Genomic DNA, 18,342 nt, shown 5'->3' with positions numbered 1-18,342 from the left:
AGTAATGCACGAGCGCAATGCTCACAACTTCCCTCTAGATTTGGCTGCTGGTGATGTTGCTCCTGTTGCTCTTACTGCTCCTGCTATCAACGGTTAGTTCTCTAACATTAACTGAATTAAACTTCATCTAAGCTGAGAACCGTAGTTTTCGCCCTCATCCTAAATCCCTCTCCCATATCTGGGAGAGGAATTTTGAAATTCTAGCTCCCCGAATCCCAGATACAGCGCTTCCGGCTATTATGCAATATAGTTTTCTCCTTGCCCCTCTCCTATCATTGCTTTCAGCTTTTAGGATGTACCTCATAGCTGCCGGAAGTGCTGTATGGGAGATAGGTTGGGGGATGAGGGCAAATCCTTATTCATTAGAGTTGAACTACAGGTTTCAAGATAGACGTGGTTTAACTGAATAATAAAGCGCTCTCCAAATTCGGGAGGGCGCTTTATTTTTTAATACCAAGTTGCGATAGATAGTATTATTTAAGGGAAGTAAAATCGGTGTACAGCGATACCTCGCAATCCGATTAAGATCATTCCTTATTTGGATTATCCATTCCTTAACCCAATACCGACGTTTATTAGACACACTACCTTTGATTTCCTCACTATTCAAATATCAAATAAGACTCCTAATATAGCTTTTTCTAATTAAATGAGGTACTTCATAGCCCCCTATCGAAGAGCGGGGAGGGGGTTGGGGGTGGGGTTTTTGTACCTCACTCAACTGGGAACCGCTATATTTACAACTCAACGATAAAACTGTCTCGCAGATGAAAGTCAGCCTCTGTGCCTTGATGAGTTAACGCCCAGTAAGTCACTTCACCATATCTATCTTTAATAACGGTAGTAATGGCAACTTCAATTGGTTGCTCCACAAAAATAATTTTATCTAAATCAACATTTAAAGCTAGTGCTAAACTATCAGCTTGATTTTGAACATTAAACGGGAGATTTTCAAAAGCTGTTTCCTCTTGGATTCCTTGACGATACCCATCAAGACGATAGACATTCCAGTGTCCAGTTGGGGAGAGGTTGAATTCCCAATACTGTTGAGAATTTTTGATGCCAAGGAAGAACTCGAAGCAGGTGTCTTTCCACAATTCATGCTTGCGTGAAAGTGTGTTTGATGGCAGGGCAATCGCAATTTCTTTTAAATCGCCTTCAAGCATATAGCGGATGGCAAATTGATTATCATTTCGGCTGATATTGCCTGCAATTTTCAAATTAGGCAGCGATTTATGAGAAGGGAAGGGTTGTAGGGAAAATGTCTGGTAGTTCATTTCATATCTTTGATAATGTTACGAATCTGCGTTTCTTGAGATTCAATACTTTCGGTGAGCTTAAACTGCACGATCGCTCTTGCCAAGTTATGTTCTGGGTACTTAACTTTAAAGTAGACATTTCCAGCTAAATAATCAGCAAAAAATCTCAATCCTAATTCAAAGGCAATTAGACGGATGGCATCATATATGTACGCATAGTCATTATCGGTAAGAAACGCCTTTGCTACAGAGAGATAGCCTTGTAAGATTCCTTGACAGAGGTCGGTATCGAAATGAACACTTTTCCAATTTTCGATTTCTTCTCCAGCCTGATTGCAGCCAGATCGCAAACAATCGCCAATATCGTAATGTACTAGACCCGGTTTAACGGTGTCGAGGTCGATGACGCTGACGGCTTGCTGGGTAACAGTGTCGAACATAACGTTATTGATTTTTGGATCGCCGTGCATCAGACGCAGAGGTAGTTTGCCCTCAGCTTTGGCATTTTCTAGGATATGTGCAAAGGCTTGGCGCTCGCTAACAAACTGTAAGCAATAATTAACTTCTGAAGATCGATGCGCAATAGTTTTCGCCAACACCTTTTCGTAATCCTGGAGGTAAAGCGGTGTAATATGGAATCCTTGAAGAGTGTCAGCGAGTTTTTCTGCTGGCAAATCGCTGATTAGGTTGTGGAACATCCCCAAGGCATAACCGATTTCTTTCGCTTGTGAGCGATCGCGCATAGTATCAAAAGACTGGGAGCCTTCAATAAAGCTAATCGCCCGCCAAAAAGAGCCGTCTGCATCCTGACAATGGTCTTGAGCATCCTGAGTTAATAGTACGCGCGGTACTTCCCAGCGACGATTGAGAGGGATATGCTGTAACCGTTTATGAACATGCTCAGTGAAGATACGCATATTCTGCATAATCAGTTTTGGCTGACGAAACACCAGCGTGTTGATACGTTGCAGGACAAAATGTTGTTCTTTTGAGGAATCTAGAGTGACTAAGAAGGTGTCATTGATATTACCACTTCCAAAGGCTTTAACGCCTGTAACCTTTCCCGGTTGGGCGAATTGATCTGCGATCGCAATCAAATTATCTGCACGTTGTGTATTAAATTCTTCTGTCATCTGTTTAACCTGCACTACTCCTCACATACATTGCACGAAGGCAATAGGGGATATAGTAGCGCGTCAAAATAATTCGTAATTCGTAATACTTCGACTTACCTCGACTTCGCTCGGCACAAGTCGCTCAGTACAAGTTCGTAATTCGTAATTTTTAAAGGTACTAATAGCACAGGGTGCTGTAGGCACATTTAGCCCTGCTGCAGTTATACGCCAGTTTCCTGATACCTTAATTGACCAAGTTCCTTTCCTATCTCCTTTTAATTCATGTAAATCATAACCCGGTAATCTAATATCTTCTACAATTAACGCTGAGTCTATAACTTCAAGTCTGATTCTAATTTTCTTTTCTAAGTTTGCAAGAACTCCTTTATTAAAATTTTCTCTAAATAAATTTTCTAATGCTTTATTTTGAAATGTTTGAATCATTTCAATTTTGATCTTCCTAACCTACATAAATTATTTGACAATGGATACCTTCATTCTCTTACCACACTAGTCCAAAATTTAACACAAAGCCATTTAACACATCTTCCCCTGACAAGGTAACAGGCGATTCCAACACCTCAACCTCTTTCCCTTGTCGATAAATCTCCACTTGCCGCGATTTACGATTAATTAACCAACCCAAGCGCACACCATTATCTATGTATTCCCTCATCTTTTCCTGAGCAACTTTCAAACTATCACTTGGCGAAAGTAACTCAATCACAAAATCAGGAGAAATGGGGGGAAACTTTTGTTTTTCTTCTTCAGTTAAAGCATCCCATCGTTCTAACTTTATCCAAGAAGCATCAGGTGAACGATCTGCACCATTAGGTAATTTAAAACAAGTAGAAGAATCAAAAGCGATGCCAGTACCATCGGTATCTGACCAATTAAATAATTGTTGATTTAGTCTACCATTACGATTTCCAGTTTCTCCCCCGGTTGGTGGCATGATAATTAGTTCTCCAGTTGCAGTGCGTTCAAACCTCAAGTCACGGTTTGCCTGACATAGATTAAAAAACTGCTCATCTGTCAGTTCCAATACTGATTGAAGGTTAACGGTTAAAGCATTCATGATGATATTCCAGATTGAAAGATTAAGTCAGGAAAGATGCCTAGCCTACAGATTGTTCTATCCCCTTCATCCATTTTTTTGCTTCTAGTTATACATAACACACACGATACCACTATAGGCGATACCTACGGTGAGTTACGCTAACGCACCTCTCCACATTCCCAAAAGCGATCGCTGATTCTATGATTGCATTGTAAGCGATCGTCTTTCAGAAAACCTCAAAAATAATGCGATCGCCTGTTGTGGATTGAGAACTTACCGTTAATAGTCAGGTGCAAAATTTATTAAATATCTTTGTTAATCAGAGTAATTTTTTGGGAAACATATATGAAGGTTAAGATACTTTCATTAATTTATTCAAAAATAATGGATAACATAGATAGTGTTCTATACAATCTAGAAACTGAAATCGACAAAATATCTGCTGATATTAAAGTTGATTTTGGTAATGAGCAGCTTATGAGAAAACAATTAAAGTCAATTAATAACTATCAATCTAAACTGGAAGAAATAAAAATAAAAATCAATGAAATAATTAGAGCGACTGAAGTAGAAAAAAATGATTTTTCCATAATTGCTGGTATTGCTGGAGGTTTATTAGCCCTATTCGGAGGAACTGTCTCTGGATTGGGGTTAGATTTAGCAGGAGAAGCCGCAAATAATTATAATCATAAGGAAGATAAAATAAAAAGCATACGCCAAAAATGTGTTTCTTTACAGAAAAAAATTGAGCCTACTATATTTTATATTGAGAATATCAAAGATGTAGCTCACAAATCATTTACAGATTCTAGATTGATGAAGTTTTTATATAAAAAAATAGTTGTTAAAAATATGATTACAGCATTTTTAACTGGTATAAATTACCTATTATTAATAGTTACTTTAATAATACTGATTGCTTCTTTAGTATTATTTTTTAGAGCAGAGTTTATGAATTCTTTTCTGGTATTACTAGGTGGATTTTTCATGTTTGTAATAATAGGTTTATTCTATAATTTTGTGGAAAATACGAATAAAAAATGGGAGTTGCTAATCAAAAAAATAGCTGGCAATATTAGGTAAGTTGATATATTGAATAACTGTAAATATTACCAAATCATTCCCAAATTCAACACAAAACCTTGTAAAACATCTTCTCCTGACAAAGTAACAAGCGATTCCAACACCTCAACCTCTTGGCCTTGCCGATAAATTTCCACTTGCCGCGATTTACGATTAATTAACCAACCCAAACGCACACCATTATCTATGTATTCCCTCATCTTTTCCTGAGCTACTTTCAAACTATCACTTGGCGAAAGTAACTCAACAACAAAATCAGGACAAAGTGGTATAAATTTTGTTTTTTCTTCTTGAGTAAGTGCATTCCAGCGTTCCAGTCTCAGCCAAGAAGCATCAGGTGAACGGTCTGCACCATTGGGAAGTTTAAAACCTGTAGAAGAATCAAAGGCGATGCCCAGTTTATTTTGCTCATTCCAAATCCAAAGTTGAGCAGTTAGCCCAGCGTTACGATTTCCGGTTTCTCCCCCGGTTGGTGGCATGATAATTAGTTCTCCGGTTGCAGTGCGTTCAAATCTCAAATCGCGGTTTGCTTGACAAAGCTGGAAAAACTGCTCATCTGTCAATTCCAGCACAGGTTTAAGGTTGACGGTTAAAGCATCCATTGGGGCATTTTAGATTGAAGATTAGGGCAGGCATCTCGCCTGCCCTATAGCGACTAGTCTATCCCTTCAATCCGGTCTTCAACCTCTTGGTACAACTCGCGCAGGCGATCTAAATTATCCTCGCTAGTCTCCCAATAACCGCGTCCATTCACTTCCAACAAAGTTGATACAATCTTGCGGAAAGAATGGGGATTAAGGTTCAGCAACCGTTTCTGCATTTCTTCATCTTTGATGAAGGTTTCGTTAGTATCCTCATAAATCCAGTTATCCACAGCGCCGGCTGTCGCACTCCAACCTGTTGTATTCACCAACCGCTTGGAGAGTTCGCGCACACCTTCGTAACCGTGAGACAGCATCCCTTCGTACCATTTGGGATTTAATAATTTAGTACGGGCATCCAAACGCACAGTTTCTGATAATGTCCGCACTTGAGCGTTAGCTGTGGTTGTATCTGCAATATAAGATGCTGGTTTTTTACCATCACCCCGCAGACTTGCAACTAACTTAGTGGGATCTGAATCGAAGTAGTGGGAAACGTCCGTTAAGCTAATCTCGGAAGAATCCAAATTTTGGAAGGTTGCATCAGCAGTTTTCAATGTACTTTCAAAAATCTGCCGGGATTCATCCATGATTCCGGGGTTATCGGAATTGAAGGAAAAGGATTTCCGGTTGAGATACATTTCCTGCAACTCGGCTTCGCTATCCCAAGTGCTGTTTTCTACCGCCAAGTTGATATTTGACGAGTAGGAACCAGAAGCATTGGAGAAAACGCGAGTCGCTGCTTGACGCAGATTAATGCCCATTTCTTGGGCTTGTTGCAAAGCGTGTTTGCGAACAAAGTTCATTTCTAAGGGTTCATCTGCCTCAGCTGCCATCTTCACGCCTTGGTCTAACAGGTTCATTTGGTTGATGAACAAGTCGCGGAATACACCAGAACAGTTGATGACAACATCAATTCTAGGTCGTCCCAACTCTTCTAAAGATATCAATTCCAACTTGTTCACCCGTCCCAAGGCATCGGGAACTGGACGCACGCCCACCATCCACATAATTTGCGCTAGGGATTCACCGTAAGTTTTGATGTTATCGGTTCCCCAAAGGACGCAGGCGATGGTTTCTGGCCATTTTCCATCGTTTTCAGCCTTGTTGCGGATCAAAAGCCTGTCTACGACAATTTTGGCTGATTGGACTGCTGCTGTTGTTGGGATGGATTGCGGATCGAGTGCATGGATATTCTTACCTGTGGGCAATACATCAGGGTTGCGGATGGGATCGCCACCAGGACCGGGTAGGATGTACTCGCCTTCCAAGCCTCTGAGTAATGCTCCTAGTTCGTTATCGGCACAAACTTGTTGCAGGCAGAATTCCAAATACTCAAGTAGGGGTTTTAGAGCTGCGGTGTCAACTTTGGGATAGCCTGATTTATGCAATGATTCTACCCAAGGTTCTTTTTTACCCATGTTGAAGAAATTCAACCGGGAAACTAGAGAAACTCGTCCTTCAGCGTCGATTTGCTCTTGGACAAGGGCGGTAACTGCTGCACGGGTTGCCAAAGTGATATCTTGCAATAACTGGACATCTTCTAAAATGCCTCTGTCATTACTTTGATAAATATCGTCAATATTACGCCCAATGCTATTAGCGATAATTCCCGGTAAGCCTTGAAGTCCTTCTTCTTGACGATCTAGACTAGCAATGTTGACGAGAGTTGCGATCGCTTCTTCTGCACTTGGTGGTTTCCCAATGACGTGCAAACCACAAGGCAACAACCGTGACTCGATTTCCATCAACTTGCGGTAGACGTTGCCAACAATATTATCGCGATCGTCGGTACTCATATCTCTGGCATCGGTTTCTGGCAGGTTAATATCCTTATCCAGATTCACGATCCGGCATTTATCCATGATGCTGTTGACAATGGAAACACCGCGTCCACTATCTTTTAAGGTTTGGTAGGAAGCAATTAATTCGCTCAGTTCCTTCAAACCTTTATATAAACCAGCATTTTCTGCCGGCGGTGTCAAGTAAGAAATTGTTTCGGCATAACTCCGACGTTTGGCAATTGTCGCTTCACTCGGATTATTAGCTGCGTAGTAATACAAATTGGGAATTGAGCCAATCAAGTTATCTGGATAACAATCGCCAGACATCCCCATCTGTTTCCCTGGCATGAATTCCAAGGAACCGTGTGTACCAAAGTGCAGTACAGCGTCAGCTTTCCAAACTTGCTCTAGGTAAGTGTAGTAAGCAGCAAAACCGTGGTGAGGACTAGCGGAACGGGAGAACAACAGCCGCATCGGATCGCCTTCGTAACCAAATGTGGGTTGCACACCGATGAAGACGTTACCAAATTGCTTACCATAAATTAGCAAGTTTTGCCCGTCGCTGTTGAGATGTCCGGGAGGTGGGCCCCAGTTTTCCTCTAAGCGTTGAGAGTAAGGGGTAAGTGCCTCATACTCAGGAACCGACATTTTGTAAGCAACGTTCAGTTCTGGACTGTTGTACTGCGCCTGTGCGTCATGAATGACTTCTTGCATCAACGCTTCGGCGGATTCTGGCAATTCTGGTAAGTCGTAGCCGTTATTTTTAAGGGCTTTCATTACCTCGTAGATTGAGCCGAAGACATCCAAGTAAGCGGCGGTTCCCACATTGCCTTTATCTGGCGGGAAACTGAAAACGGTGATGGCAACTTTCTTATCCAGCTTCGGCTTGCGGCGGAGGTTAGCCCATTTTAAGGCGCGTTCGGCTACAGCTTCCACCCGATCGCGCAGTGCGATCGCTTTCCCTGTAGTCCCATCTCTACCCGATAAGATAATCGGCTCAATTGCCCCATCCAATTCAGGAATCGCAATTTGCAAAGCTACTTGAATTGGATGCAAGCCTAAATCGCTATCCATCCACTCTTCTGTGGTTTGGAAAACTAAGGGTAACGCCACCATATAAGGACGGTTTAAGCGTTTGAGTGACTCAATTGCTTTGGGATGATCTTGTCTGGCTGGGCCACCCACTAAAGCAAAACCAGTCAGCGATATCACTGCATCTACCAACTGTATATTGGTAGTTGGTTCATAGAAGTAAGCATCCACAGGCTTGGAGAAATCCAAACCACCAGCAAACACAGGTAATACCCGTGCGCCTAGTGCTTCCAACTCCTGCACCATTGCTACATAATGGGCATCATCCCCTGTAACTAGGTGAGTGCGTTGCAATACTAAGCCGACACAAGGAGCTAGGGGATCTTTTAGATCGCTAGAAATATCCTTACGAGCTGTATACCAATTGAGGTATTCTCTAACATCTTCAAACATACTAGGAGCCAAAGGATGCCAAATCCCTAAATCGGGATAAACCACCGGCTGTTGATATGTAGAAGGTGCAAAATTTTGTTTCTCTAAACCTTTAAATACATATTTATCAGCTAGCATCAACAAGAAGTTTTCCAGGTTTTCTGGAGAACCACCTAGCCAATACTGAAAACTGAGCATGAAATTTCGGGCATCCTGTGCCTTGTCCATTGGGAGGAACTTCAGCACTTGCGGCAGGGTTCGCAAAAGCTTCAGCATCCCATCTTGGAAACCCGCACCGGATTTTTCTTTGCGTTTCCGCATGAATTGTGCGATCGCACTTTTTGACTGACCCAACTGTGCTAGAGAAAAGCTGCCCATTTTACTCAGGCGCATTACCTCTGGCATGGAGGGAAAGACAACGGAAACATCGAGATGATCGCGGTGTGGTTCTACTGCTGCTACAACTTTCTGTGCTAAGTCTTCGATGAAAATGAGCGAAGCGATGAAGATATTCGCACTCTCAATTTCTCGTTTAAACTCCTCGTAATTCTCTGGGTCGCGGAGTTCCTCAATCAAGTACCCACTGATTTCAATCGCCAAGTTGGGATTGTTCGCGTTAATCGTGCGAACCGCTTGCGACAATGCACTCTGGTACTGGGACTCAAGCACGACATAGACCACCTTGATTAAACTACGTCCGCGTAAGTTATCAGGCGCAATGTGTCTAATGGTGGACTTGACGTGTGTGAACATGCTTCTTCGGCTCCTTTGATGCGTGTTCTCTGAAGGAAGTTCCTAGCGGCATCATCAGCCACAGGTAACTTGTGATCTTTTAGGCAATATCTGTTTTTTATCAGAAAACGCTTACCCAGTAGGCATTTTATCGCCTATATGACACAAATCGATATAAAAAACGAAATATTTCTTTGTAATTGTTGACTCTAACTAAAAGTATTGGCTCACTTATTTGTAAATTTTTTGTTACTAATTTTATTAGTTTTATAGTTAAATAACTATTCAGCAATTTTAATCTAGTTACAAAACTTTGGTTATACTAACTAAATATTTTTTATTCAGCATAGATAGACTTACATTATATAGTTGCTAATTATACTAAATAGCAGAGAGACAGAGTTTCTTTCGGGTTAAATCAAGAAATTATCAATGAATACAGTTCAGTTAAGGATTTTTTGGAGAACCATAGATAGACCTGTAGAGACGTGAAATTTCGCGTCTCTACACTGTCCGATGGATCAGGGTTTTAGTCTTATATGAATCGTATTGGATTATCAACACCAAACAACAGAAACTTGGTATCTGCTTACGAGCAAGCAACTTTTATTTAGCTAATATTGGCTTGCTATTTAAAGTATCCAGAATTCCGTCATGGAATTTATTCACTGAAGACAAAATTCCATTTTTTTTATCATTTAGCAATGAATCTTTTACCTCATTCAAATAATTGTTGAGGTTTTCTCTTAGAATTGGTCTTTCTACTTTAACTGTATGATAATGATCCCAGATATCCCATGCTAAAACTCCTAAACCGGCAATAGGATTAAGTAGCTCTAAACCTAAAAGTCCAGCAGCAACCTCACCTGTTCCTTCTGTTGCTACCTTTGTTGCAGTTTTAGTTGCTATCTTAGCAACTACTTTAGAAGTTGCTTTACTCACAGTTGCTGTAGCAATTTTTTTAGTACCAATAACACTAACAGCTTTCATCATTGCACTGGCGGCTACATAACCTGTACCACGCGAAAGTGCGCGAATAGAGAGATTTTGCTCTTTGCTACCTGTATTATATGTTGTACTTCCTAGACCTTCTATAAATTCTTCCCAAACAGGTTGGGGAATCTGATACTGACTTTTGATTCCTGCTAATTTTTGATTAGCTTCAGATACATATTTATCAATTGCTTCTCTTGTAAAACGTTCCATTTCAAGTTGCATTGATGATGGCTGCAAAACCTTTTTAGTAAATTCATTTTGGAAGTTTCCAATTAATTTTTCAGCTTTTTCTTCTTCTGAAGTAGCACTAATATTTACCCAAATAGCTTCTACACCAACACCCCACTGAGTAAAATAATTGTAGTACCAATCAAGAAACGGATGGTCTACACGTTGCATTACTTCATCATGCCATTGTTCCAGATTATTCGATGCAGATGCTCTGGCACTAACTAATGCCTTGCCAAGAGCATTTGCAACATCATCAGACATTTGAGATAGCTTTTGTTCAGGAATAGTAATGGTGACAGTATTTGATTTACGTTTAGATGTATCGCTGATGTGATTGAGCGAAAAATTACCCCATAGTTGAATAATGATTATGAAAACAACACCAATCCAAATGAATTTAGATGCAGATTTAATAAAATCACTATAGGCATGAATACGCTCTGTCTTCTGAGAAAAAGTCCCTTCATCAACAGGCTTGGATGGAGAATTAGGCTTAAATAGGACAGTAAACAGATTATTTAAGCTTGATGGTATAGTTTGTAAAAATGAAATTATCTTTTTATAAAACTCTCCTTTTTGTCCTTCTTCAATCGTTTGATTATCTTCACCTGATTCAGATACAGGATTTTGAGTTAATTCTTGTTCTTGATTAGTGTTCATAGTCAATTTTGTTGTTTGAAGTATCGATTAATAAGATATGGAGCAGTATCTCAACTATGCAAGTTTTCTCAAATAATCCTTTATCTTCAATTTCAAATCGCTTGAAATAGGGTAAGATTCAATCTCGCGTTCTATATCTGATTTAGATTTCCCTCTTGTTCTAAGTTGATCTACCGTAGACTTAAAAATTGCTTCAAATCCATACTCAGCTAATCCTTGTGACATTAGAGCAAGCAAGCCAAGTACAGCAATTCCTCCAAGCATTCCGAATGGCCCACCAAGCACTGCTAAAGCTGTTGTTATTGCAGCTGCTCCAGCCCATCCTGTCACAGCCATAGCAACCAAAAGTACAAGACCAGGCACACCTAATGCCGCGATTTTGTCAACTAGCTTATCCATAATAGATCACTAAAATTAATGTAATTTTTGTTGCTTTCATCTCAGTATCCTGCAATTAAAAGCTAATCATCCCCTAGCTGCCATCAGGGATAATGGTAAAATTACATCAGGAAATTTAAGACAATCTTCAAAATTTGACTATGGTATCTAGCAATGAACCCTTTATGCAAGCAGAAAACCACTGGGACTTGGAAACCCTTTACTCTGATTTGTCATCAGTGAAAAATAAGCGTTTGACACCAGTTGAAAAGCGACACTTGCGGGGTTTGCTTTGTGGCTTCAGTCCAGCTGAAATAGCTGAGAAACTTGGTAAAAATGGGAAGGGTGTAGAAACTGACCTCTGTGCAACCGTATACAGGTATGTAAAAAGTCTGTTGGATAAGTCTGATGAAAAGCTAGAAAATTGGCGAAATATTTCTGAATGGCTTGATGATGCAGGGTATAAAAATCAGTCAATAAAGGTTCCAGGGTTAGATTTATCGCCAGAGAAAACAATTGTTAATGTAACTAATATAAATATTGAAAATAATCAATTAGTTATTGATATTAAAGTTTGCATTCCCACTTCGGAAAATCCCGATTATTTGGAAGATGAATTAAATTGGAGAGAAATATGAAAATTACCTATGACCCAGAAGTAGATATATTAAAGATTATATTGAGTGATGTACCCATAGAAGATAGTGATGAAGAAAAGCCAGGGGTAATTTTAGATTCCGATGAAGATGGAAATATTATCGGGCTAGAAATATTAGACGCTTCCAGGAGAATCGATAATCCACGTTCCCTAGAGTATTCGATTTCTACATAATAGAGATAAAGTCGCGTTTTACTTTTGAGAGCGAGAAGTCGCTATAAGACATTATCAATATGATTAAATATTAATCTATAAGCATTGATCCTATCGCGTTTATAGCTGGTTTGTTGGCAATGGGATCAACAAGAGCGATCGCCATTCCTTCATTGAGCATATTTACTGCAATTTCTTAAACTAAGGTGACTGATTTAACACCCACTTCAACCACTGCCTAAAGGAACTTATAGTATTCAAACGATTAACTCCAGGCGCACGGGTGGCGGCGAGTCCATCAACGGCGACTAATGCAGCATATTGCAAGCCCAAAAAACTATCGACTGCTGCATAAGGACCACCTAAAGTAATAGCCCCAGCAGCATACATTTGACCTTTGCCACTACGCATTTCTACTAGTTCAAAATTGTTTGCTACAGTCAATCGCCCCAGATGATTCACTGGGAGATTGTAATGTTTCACTAAATCTGCTATCAAAGGATTGGCATCTACTTTAGCGTCCAGTCCAGTAGCATCAACAATAAAATCAGCTAGCAATTTCATTTCCCCAAAGCTTTGTTCTCGGATATTGGTAATAGTCCGGTTTTGGGCATCTCGTTCTACATCCAAAACCTCTCCGAAGGTAATTTGATACCAGCCTTCGCTTATCCCTTGGGCAGTAATTTGCTGCCAGTCGTGGCGATCGGCGGTGGTAGTTCCACCCCAATCTGCTAGTAAACGTTTGCGTTCATCGGGGGTGGCTTTTTCTAACATTGCCCGGAGTTCGCCGCCCCAACAGGCTTTTGGCCAGTTAAAGGGTTGAAATTCGTAATGATTTTTGACTAGGCGCTGGGTATTTTGAAATTTGTTACCTTGGGGTTTAGGCGATCGCATTAAATGCAAAACTGCAATATTCCGATTTCGCTTTCTGGCTTCATAAATACGTTGAATAATCCGCGAAGCCACAATTCCCCGCCCCCGAATCAATACCGTACCACCTTGTCGCTCTAGTTGTTCATAAACATGATCGTGTGCTTCATAAGCATTGACGACAGATTTAAAATCTTGATATTTTTCTCTATAAGCTTGCAAATCTGGAAGAAACTGAATTGCTGGATACCCAGTAGCTAAATGTAAATAACGACTAACTAAAAAAGCATAATTTCCTGGGGCGCGAGAATAGGCTACGCAATATCTGCCATCATCAGTTTTGCGAATTGCCCTAACTCGCCCATAGCGATAAATTTGATTCCAGCCAATGCGCTTCGCTTCCCTGTCTATGGAATCAAAGACATTACCTGCGCGGGGTGTATAAGTTTCGGCAAATGTTGGTTCAGCAAATACTTGCCACAAATACTTCAATGCTGAGTTTATCTGTCCTTTGCTGCAATCGTGCCAAGCCTCGCGCAAGGCATAACTAGGCCAGCCCCAAATATTATCAGGGCAAGAGTCAGAATTAGAACGCAGTCTTTCATGTAAGGGAATTTGCGAATTCAAACAAAGGCGCTTGTAACGAGCATAAGGTTCTCCCTCCAATCCCAAAGCTACAATTTTGTCAGGACGCACACCACTAAGTCGCAGCAAATCAGCCCAGAAAAAGCTACCCAGTCCCGCCCCGATCGCTAGATAATCAGATTCATCTACTGATAGACCTGTAGCATGAAGCGCTTGAATAGCGACATTTTCCGCCTGAAACGCTAGTGGCGGGAAATTACTTGCCAACGGCGTTAGCGGCTGTGCTACAGGCAATCTGGGGTCTGGAAGATTGGTCTTTGCGTTGAAGTGAATCGTTGAAGGGGGGCTGGTATCTGGTTCAGAGACGCTAGCACCAAATTTCACTGTGATTACATAAGGGCCAATTTGCAATGTATCGCCATTAGCCAAAACACTGCGCGTTTGTGGTTTACCGTTGACATACACACCGTTAACGCTGCCTTGGTCAATAACTACTAGATGGTCTTGTTCCCAGTCAATTAGGGCATGGTAGCGAGAAACTTCGTTACTGTTAAGCAGCATCCGAGAAACCCGCACTCCCCTAAGTTCGGCAGGTAAACGAGCGAATTCTCGACCAAAAGCGATCGGCATATTCAACAGTGGTTCTCGCCGTTCTCCTGTTGCTGGTTCTTCCCAACTCAATTGGATTTGTAAGTCATTTGTCATTTGTCATTTGTCATTTGTCATTTGTCATTGGGCATTGGGCATTGGGCATTGGGCATTGGCCAAACAGGGCATTGGGTAAGAGGAGGCAGAAGGCAGGAGTTCTTTGATTTTGAATTTTGAATTTTGAATTTTGAATTTTGAATTGATTTCTCCCTCATCCCCCTCATCCCTCTCATCCCCACTCCCTAATTCCGTGCTACCAACACACTCACAGCCGCAGCCAAAGATGTCCCACACCAATGACAGCCAATTTGTAGATTCTCTCCTGGGGAAACTTTATGACATTTGGGGCATTCTAAACCATAAATTCCTAGCGCTGGTGCGGGAGGTATTGGTGAATGGTGGTGATGTCCGGGATGCGGTGGCATTAAAATTGTTGCTGGAATGCTGCCTGTGGAAATGCTAGTAACGTTGAGTTTTACTTGTCCCAGAGAGATACTAGTGCCCTCAGTTAAAGGCATTTCACCTTGGACTAATTGCCGTCCATCAATCAGGGGGGGATTTTGCGATCGCAAATTCCTGATATAAAAGCGCTGTTGCTGGTGATGAAAAAAGATTTCAACGTGCAGACCAGATACAGTAGGATGACTCAAAACAATATCGCACCGGAGGGGATCGCGACCAATGCGGACAGTACCAAAATTTTGACTTGACTGTTGTTCGTAAATGTTCTGAGTTTTCTCTTGACCTGCATCGTGCCACTGTAAAGTTAGTGCGTTCATTGTTCTAACTTCGTAAATCGTATTTAGCTACTTCAACTTCCTTCTGTGCGATTCCTAACACGATTGAGTATATGGAAGCAAGTATTTAGAAAAAACTTCAATAAGCTTTATTTTGCTGATGCTAGTTTATCAGCAATGCGTGTAGTTTCTGGCAGCCGATATTTTGGCGTGCAACGTAATACATAGTCAATTGCTGTAGGTAAACTAATTCGATGGCCACTGGAGATATATAGAGGTTTTACTCCTGTGCGCGATCGCAAAACTGCCCCAATCGTTTCACCCTTATATATCAGTGGTTGCTTACTACCCTTTGCTTCTGGCAATTCCTCATGCTTACCAACCAACCTGGACTTAGCTACACCAATTGTTGGTATATCTATAAGTAACCCTAAATGGCAAGCTATACCTAATCTCCGGGGATGAGCAATTCCCTGGCCATCACACAGGATGATATCTGGTATTGTTGTAATCTTTTCTAGGGCATCAATAACAGCTGGAATTTCCCGAAATGAGAGGAACCCAGGAACATAAGGGAAGGTCGTAGGACGGTATGCTAGGCTGGTTTCGATTACTTGCAAATCAGGAAAACTCAGTACAGCCACAGCTGCACGGCTAATAGTTCCATCCGCTTCAAAACCCATATCTACTCCAGCAACGTACTGGATAGGTTCTTGTAGTTGATCCTCAGTAATTACTCGATCTCGCAGCTTTTCTTGGATAACTATGGCTTCCTCCAGCGTTGAGGGCCAAGTATGCTCTTGATAAATTTTCATATTTAAAATCGGAATTAAACTGATTAATATTAATCCTGTTAATTTGGCAACGGCAAAAACAGATGTTGATCGAGGGAAAATATATTTTTTACAAAAGTCTGTGAAAGACTATCTTTATCCTAAATATTTTAACCTAAATTAATTGATATTTTGCATCATAATGTTACTTAAGGCTGTGAAGAGGGAATTCTAAGAATATAAGTTTATTTTCCTAGATTTTCTCTTTTAGTGGTTATGACACAGCCAAATATTCTGGAACTTGCAAAACAGGGAGATGTAGATGCGATCGCATCTCTGATGAACCGCCACCTACACCCCAAAGGGATCGCTGCAAAAGTTGCCTTTCAAGATGCTTATTTAGAGGTAACGCTAGAATCTGCTCAAGTACCAAATCAGAAAATTTTAGTTGCATTTATCCGCAAAGGTTTAACTGGTTTAGGGGCTGCATCTATTGAAAGCGTGAAAATTTACGGACAACAAACGGGTAAGAAGTTTCCAGCTTGGACTAAAGAGTTTAATCTAGGTATAGTAGAAGATGAACTAGAAGAAGTAGATAGTGAAAATTCTTCCAGTAATCCTCAACCTTTGACTATTTCCATTAACTTAAGTGGCGATACTGCACGGGGATTAACAAACCAAGATTTTGAATTTATTGCTAATCAAATAAGCTCTGATATTTTATCATCTTGTACTGACGTTTTTATTCAAAAAGTAAGTATTAGTAATGGTAGCTCTGTGATTACAAAGGAACGTTAGTGTTTAATTTACCTCACCTAGAAACGTAGAAAAAGAGTCTAAAATCGGGGTTTTTGCAAGAATTATAATAAATACAGTGAAATTCTAATAAAGAATTTGAAAAATTTTGAAAATGTTGTTTTTACTTTTGAATAGGGAAACCTGAGATAGAAGATATTTTCTCAGTTTTTTGGATTTATTGGTTATGACACAGCCGAATCTTTTAGAACTTGCTAAACAGGGAGATGCACAAGCGATCGCTTCAGTAATCAATTACCTTTTGCGACCCAAAGATATTACTGCCAAAGCAATCTTGAAAAATGGCTGCTTACAGATAATCCTGGAATCTTTACAAGTACCGGAGCAAGAATCATCAGTCACTTTTATTCGTAAACTAATAATAAAGTTGGAAGCTAAACCTATTAAATCTGTGAAAATCTATGGAAAAAAGAAAGGACAAACCTCAGTAAGCTGGATAGATGATTTAAATTTGAATTCTGTGAATGACGAGACTAAAAAAAATTCCAGTATTTTAGAACTAGCTAAACAGGGAAAATACGAAACACTCTCTCAAATATGGCCAGTTTGGTTTCCTTATCCTAGTTCTTGGCTCAGGGCGATTATTCTAGTTCCAATAGCATTTCCTGGCACACGTTTAATAGTCTTTGGATTAGCTGGAGTGTTTATATCAGTTCTCGGCAACAGCCCTATAATATTCATATTTTCTATTTTATTCGGCTTATTAATACCAACGGCTTTCTTAGCCTTTGTCTATCATATTTTCTGGTTTATTTGGCAAAAGCCTAAATCATCTAATAAATTACCAAAATGGATACCTACTTTGAATAGTTTATGGGCAGGTTTCTATGGCACAGTAGTTATGGGATTATCTTTTATGCTAATCCTAACTATCTTTTCAGAAGTAGCTTTTTCTAGTTGCAACTTGTACAATAAAATACCGGAATACTTTAATGGTTGTACGGGGCATTTAACAGGACGCGCAACAAACGGAGTTTTTTACAGCATTGAAAACAATGATTTTTTAAGTCAACGTTGGTTCATGATTTGGATGTTCACTGCCGCATATCTATATCAATTAGAACACTTAGTAATAAAACGCTTCATTCCTAAGCTGAAAGTTCTACTACAAAGCTTGCAAACTAGACATAAGAGCTACAGTGTTGATCGCGCAGATTTAGAAATTGATAGATTACGTGGTGATATGGGTCTAACCCAAATCAAAAAAGGCAAAAAACAGCATTTGCCCATCAAATCACTATCTCAATCTCATTACCAAACGCCTATAAATTTAAATAAAAAGCTGCTGATAATTATGCTCATTTCCTTGGTTGCGATCGGAATATATTTATTGGCAACAATTCCAAAAATGGAAGAACAATCAACAACTTCTATAGCTTCTCAAGTTACTTCACCAACTCCATTCGCAGCAGCGCTCACACCTCAAACTAATACATTCCGAGAGGCTGTTAATCAAGCAATCAGTGCTGCCAAATTAACCCAATCAGCAAAATCTCCAGATGAGTGGAAAACAGTTGTGAGTCAGTGGGAAACTGCGATCGCACTTATGAAAAGTGTGCCATCTTACAGCCCAAATTATGCCATAGCCCAGCAAAAAATCATAGAATATCAAAAAAATCTTAACTACGCTCAGAAAAATGCCGTCGGTGGCAAGTAATGCGATCGCACCTCAGCATTAAACTAGAAAAAGCAGTGCGAT

Annotated in this window: 16 protein-coding genes and 1 pseudogene; 6 read left to right on the top strand and 11 right to left on the bottom strand. The window is 40.3% G+C overall.

Annotated features, from left to right (window positions below; genetic code table 11):
* Positions 1-97: pseudogene (locus HWQ36_RS06515) on the top strand (photosystem II protein D1); the annotation flags it as partial.
* A 640-nt stretch (positions 98-737) separates the two neighbouring features.
* Here the strand turns inward: HWQ36_RS06515 and HWQ36_RS06510 are convergent.
* The 4 genes from HWQ36_RS06510 to HWQ36_RS06495 all read right to left on the bottom strand — a co-directional run bounded on the left by HWQ36_RS06510 (position 738) and on the right by HWQ36_RS06495 (position 3,452).
* Positions 738-1,277 carry a DOMON-like domain-containing protein gene (locus HWQ36_RS06510; protein WP_292699337.1) on the bottom strand — a complete coding sequence of 180 codons (540 nt, stop codon included), beginning with the start codon at positions 1,275-1,277 and terminating at the stop codon, positions 738-740.
* Positions 1,274-2,392 (bottom strand): aminoglycoside phosphotransferase family protein, encoded by a 1,119-nt coding sequence (locus tag HWQ36_RS06505; protein ID WP_292699334.1) that lies wholly within the window; start codon positions 2,390-2,392, stop codon positions 1,274-1,276. Before HWQ36_RS06505 ends, HWQ36_RS06510 begins: the two co-directional genes overlap by 4 nt.
* A 63-nt stretch (positions 2,393-2,455) precedes the next feature.
* Positions 2,456-2,818, bottom strand: a complete 363-nt coding sequence (locus HWQ36_RS06500) for a type II toxin-antitoxin system RelE/ParE family toxin (protein WP_292699331.1) — start codon at positions 2,816-2,818, stop codon at positions 2,456-2,458.
* 58 nt (positions 2,819-2,876) lie between these two features.
* The gene (locus HWQ36_RS06495; RefSeq protein ID WP_292699328.1) at positions 2,877-3,452 is read right to left on the bottom strand and encodes a Uma2 family endonuclease; all 576 of its coding nucleotides are present in this window, start codon (positions 3,450-3,452) and stop codon (positions 2,877-2,879) included.
* Between the two features lie 366 nt (positions 3,453-3,818).
* Between HWQ36_RS06495 and HWQ36_RS06490 the strand changes: the two genes are divergently transcribed.
* Positions 3,819-4,517: a hypothetical protein gene (locus HWQ36_RS06490; protein WP_292699325.1), complete on the top strand. Its 699-nt coding sequence runs from the start codon at positions 3,819-3,821 to the stop codon at positions 4,515-4,517.
* Between the two features lie 26 nt (positions 4,518-4,543).
* Here the strand turns inward: HWQ36_RS06490 and HWQ36_RS06485 are convergent, their stop codons facing one another.
* The 4 genes from HWQ36_RS06485 to HWQ36_RS06470 form a co-directional block, all read right to left on the bottom strand.
* Positions 4,544-5,119 carry a Uma2 family endonuclease gene (locus HWQ36_RS06485; RefSeq protein WP_292699322.1) on the bottom strand — a complete coding sequence of 192 codons (576 nt, stop codon included), beginning with the start codon at positions 5,117-5,119 and terminating at the stop codon, positions 4,544-4,546.
* Positions 5,120-5,172: 53 nt separating this feature from the next.
* Complete coding sequence (locus HWQ36_RS06480; protein ID WP_292699318.1) at positions 5,173-9,159, bottom strand: magnesium chelatase subunit H; 3,987 nt, start codon at positions 9,157-9,159, stop codon at positions 5,173-5,175.
* A 585-nt stretch (positions 9,160-9,744) separates the two neighbouring features.
* Positions 9,745-11,025 carry a hypothetical protein gene (locus HWQ36_RS06475; protein ID WP_292699315.1) on the bottom strand — a complete coding sequence of 427 codons (1,281 nt, stop codon included), beginning with the start codon at positions 11,023-11,025 and terminating at the stop codon, positions 9,745-9,747.
* Positions 11,026-11,079: 54 nt separating this feature from the next.
* On the bottom strand, positions 11,080-11,424 hold the full coding sequence (locus tag HWQ36_RS06470) for a hypothetical protein (RefSeq protein WP_229462062.1): 345 nt from the start codon (positions 11,422-11,424) through the stop codon (positions 11,080-11,082).
* Positions 11,425-11,564: 140 nt separating this feature from the next.
* Here HWQ36_RS06470 and HWQ36_RS06465 point away from each other — a divergent pair, with 140 nt between their 5' ends.
* Together HWQ36_RS06465 and HWQ36_RS06460 are read left to right on the top strand one after the other, a co-directional pair.
* Positions 11,565-12,041: a helix-turn-helix domain-containing protein gene (locus HWQ36_RS06465; protein ID WP_292699309.1), complete on the top strand. Its 477-nt coding sequence runs from the start codon at positions 11,565-11,567 to the stop codon at positions 12,039-12,041.
* On the top strand, positions 12,038-12,235 hold the full coding sequence (locus tag HWQ36_RS06460) for a DUF2283 domain-containing protein (protein ID WP_292699305.1): 198 nt from the start codon (positions 12,038-12,040) through the stop codon (positions 12,233-12,235). Before HWQ36_RS06465 ends, HWQ36_RS06460 begins: the two co-directional genes overlap by 4 nt.
* A gap of 180 nt (positions 12,236-12,415) precedes the next feature.
* Here the strand turns inward: HWQ36_RS06460 and HWQ36_RS06455 are convergent, their stop codons facing one another.
* From HWQ36_RS06455 to nfi, 3 genes are all read right to left on the bottom strand, one after another.
* Positions 12,416-14,374, bottom strand: a complete 1,959-nt coding sequence (locus HWQ36_RS06455; protein WP_292699302.1) for an FHA domain-containing protein — start codon at positions 14,372-14,374, stop codon at positions 12,416-12,418.
* A 185-nt stretch (positions 14,375-14,559) separates the two neighbouring features.
* Positions 14,560-15,096, bottom strand: a complete 537-nt coding sequence (locus HWQ36_RS06450) for an FHA domain-containing protein (RefSeq protein WP_292699300.1) — start codon at positions 15,094-15,096, stop codon at positions 14,560-14,562.
* A 107-nt stretch (positions 15,097-15,203) separates the two neighbouring features.
* Positions 15,204-15,869, bottom strand: a complete 666-nt coding sequence (gene nfi / locus HWQ36_RS06445) for a deoxyribonuclease V (protein ID WP_292699298.1) — start codon at positions 15,867-15,869, stop codon at positions 15,204-15,206.
* A gap of 234 nt (positions 15,870-16,103) precedes the next feature.
* Here nfi and HWQ36_RS06440 point away from each other — a divergent pair, with 234 nt between their 5' ends.
* Both HWQ36_RS06440 and HWQ36_RS06435 read left to right on the top strand, forming a co-directional pair.
* Positions 16,104-16,625: a hypothetical protein gene (locus tag HWQ36_RS06440; RefSeq protein ID WP_292699295.1), complete on the top strand. Its 522-nt coding sequence runs from the start codon at positions 16,104-16,106 to the stop codon at positions 16,623-16,625.
* 184 nt (positions 16,626-16,809) lie between these two features.
* Positions 16,810-18,300, top strand: coding sequence for a hypothetical protein (locus HWQ36_RS06435; RefSeq protein WP_292699294.1), 1,491 nt, complete (start codon positions 16,810-16,812; stop codon positions 18,298-18,300).
* Positions 18,301-18,342: the final 42 nt, after the last annotated feature.

The sequence above is a fragment of the Nostoc sp. NMS2 genome (assembly GCF_017115105.1).
GTDB lineage: Bacteria > Cyanobacteriota > Cyanobacteriia > Cyanobacteriales > Nostocaceae > Nostoc.
This window is presented reverse-complemented; position numbering and strand designations above follow the sequence as displayed.

What these genes read in the sequence shown, in the direction of transcription:
- HWQ36_RS06475 (WP_292699315.1), bottom strand. Translation starts at nt 11,025, where the DNA reads ATGAACACTAATCAAGAACAAGAATTAACTCAAAATCCTGTATCTGAA.
- HWQ36_RS06455 (WP_292699302.1), bottom strand. Translation starts at nt 14,374, where the DNA reads ATGACAAATGACTTACAAATCCAATTGAGTTGGGAAGAACCAGCAACA.
- HWQ36_RS06440 (WP_292699295.1), top strand. Translation starts at nt 16,104, where the DNA reads ATGACACAGCCAAATATTCTGGAACTTGCAAAACAGGGAGATGTAGAT.
- HWQ36_RS06480 (WP_292699318.1), bottom strand. Translation starts at nt 9,159, where the DNA reads ATGTTCACACACGTCAAGTCCACCATTAGACACATTGCGCCTGATAAC.
- HWQ36_RS06465 (WP_292699309.1), top strand. Translation starts at nt 11,565, where the DNA reads ATGGTATCTAGCAATGAACCCTTTATGCAAGCAGAAAACCACTGGGAC.
- HWQ36_RS06495 (WP_292699328.1), bottom strand. Translation starts at nt 3,452, where the DNA reads ATGAATGCTTTAACCGTTAACCTTCAATCAGTATTGGAACTGACAGAT.
- HWQ36_RS06505 (WP_292699334.1), bottom strand. Translation starts at nt 2,392, where the DNA reads ATGACAGAAGAATTTAATACACAACGTGCAGATAATTTGATTGCGATC.
- HWQ36_RS06470 (WP_229462062.1), bottom strand. Translation starts at nt 11,424, where the DNA reads ATGGATAAGCTAGTTGACAAAATCGCGGCATTAGGTGTGCCTGGTCTT.
- HWQ36_RS06435 (WP_292699294.1), top strand. Translation starts at nt 16,810, where the DNA reads ATGACACAGCCGAATCTTTTAGAACTTGCTAAACAGGGAGATGCACAA.
- HWQ36_RS06485 (WP_292699322.1), bottom strand. Translation starts at nt 5,119, where the DNA reads ATGGATGCTTTAACCGTCAACCTTAAACCTGTGCTGGAATTGACAGAT.
- HWQ36_RS06510 (WP_292699337.1), bottom strand. Translation starts at nt 1,277, where the DNA reads ATGAACTACCAGACATTTTCCCTACAACCCTTCCCTTCTCATAAATCG.
- HWQ36_RS06450 (WP_292699300.1), bottom strand. Translation starts at nt 15,096, where the DNA reads ATGAACGCACTAACTTTACAGTGGCACGATGCAGGTCAAGAGAAAACT.
- HWQ36_RS06460 (WP_292699305.1), top strand. Translation starts at nt 12,038, where the DNA reads ATGAAAATTACCTATGACCCAGAAGTAGATATATTAAAGATTATATTG.
- nfi (WP_292699298.1), bottom strand. Translation starts at nt 15,869, where the DNA reads ATGAAAATTTATCAAGAGCATACTTGGCCCTCAACGCTGGAGGAAGCC.
- HWQ36_RS06500 (WP_292699331.1), bottom strand. Translation starts at nt 2,818, where the DNA reads ATGATTCAAACATTTCAAAATAAAGCATTAGAAAATTTATTTAGAGAA.
- HWQ36_RS06490 (WP_292699325.1), top strand. Translation starts at nt 3,819, where the DNA reads ATGGATAACATAGATAGTGTTCTATACAATCTAGAAACTGAAATCGAC.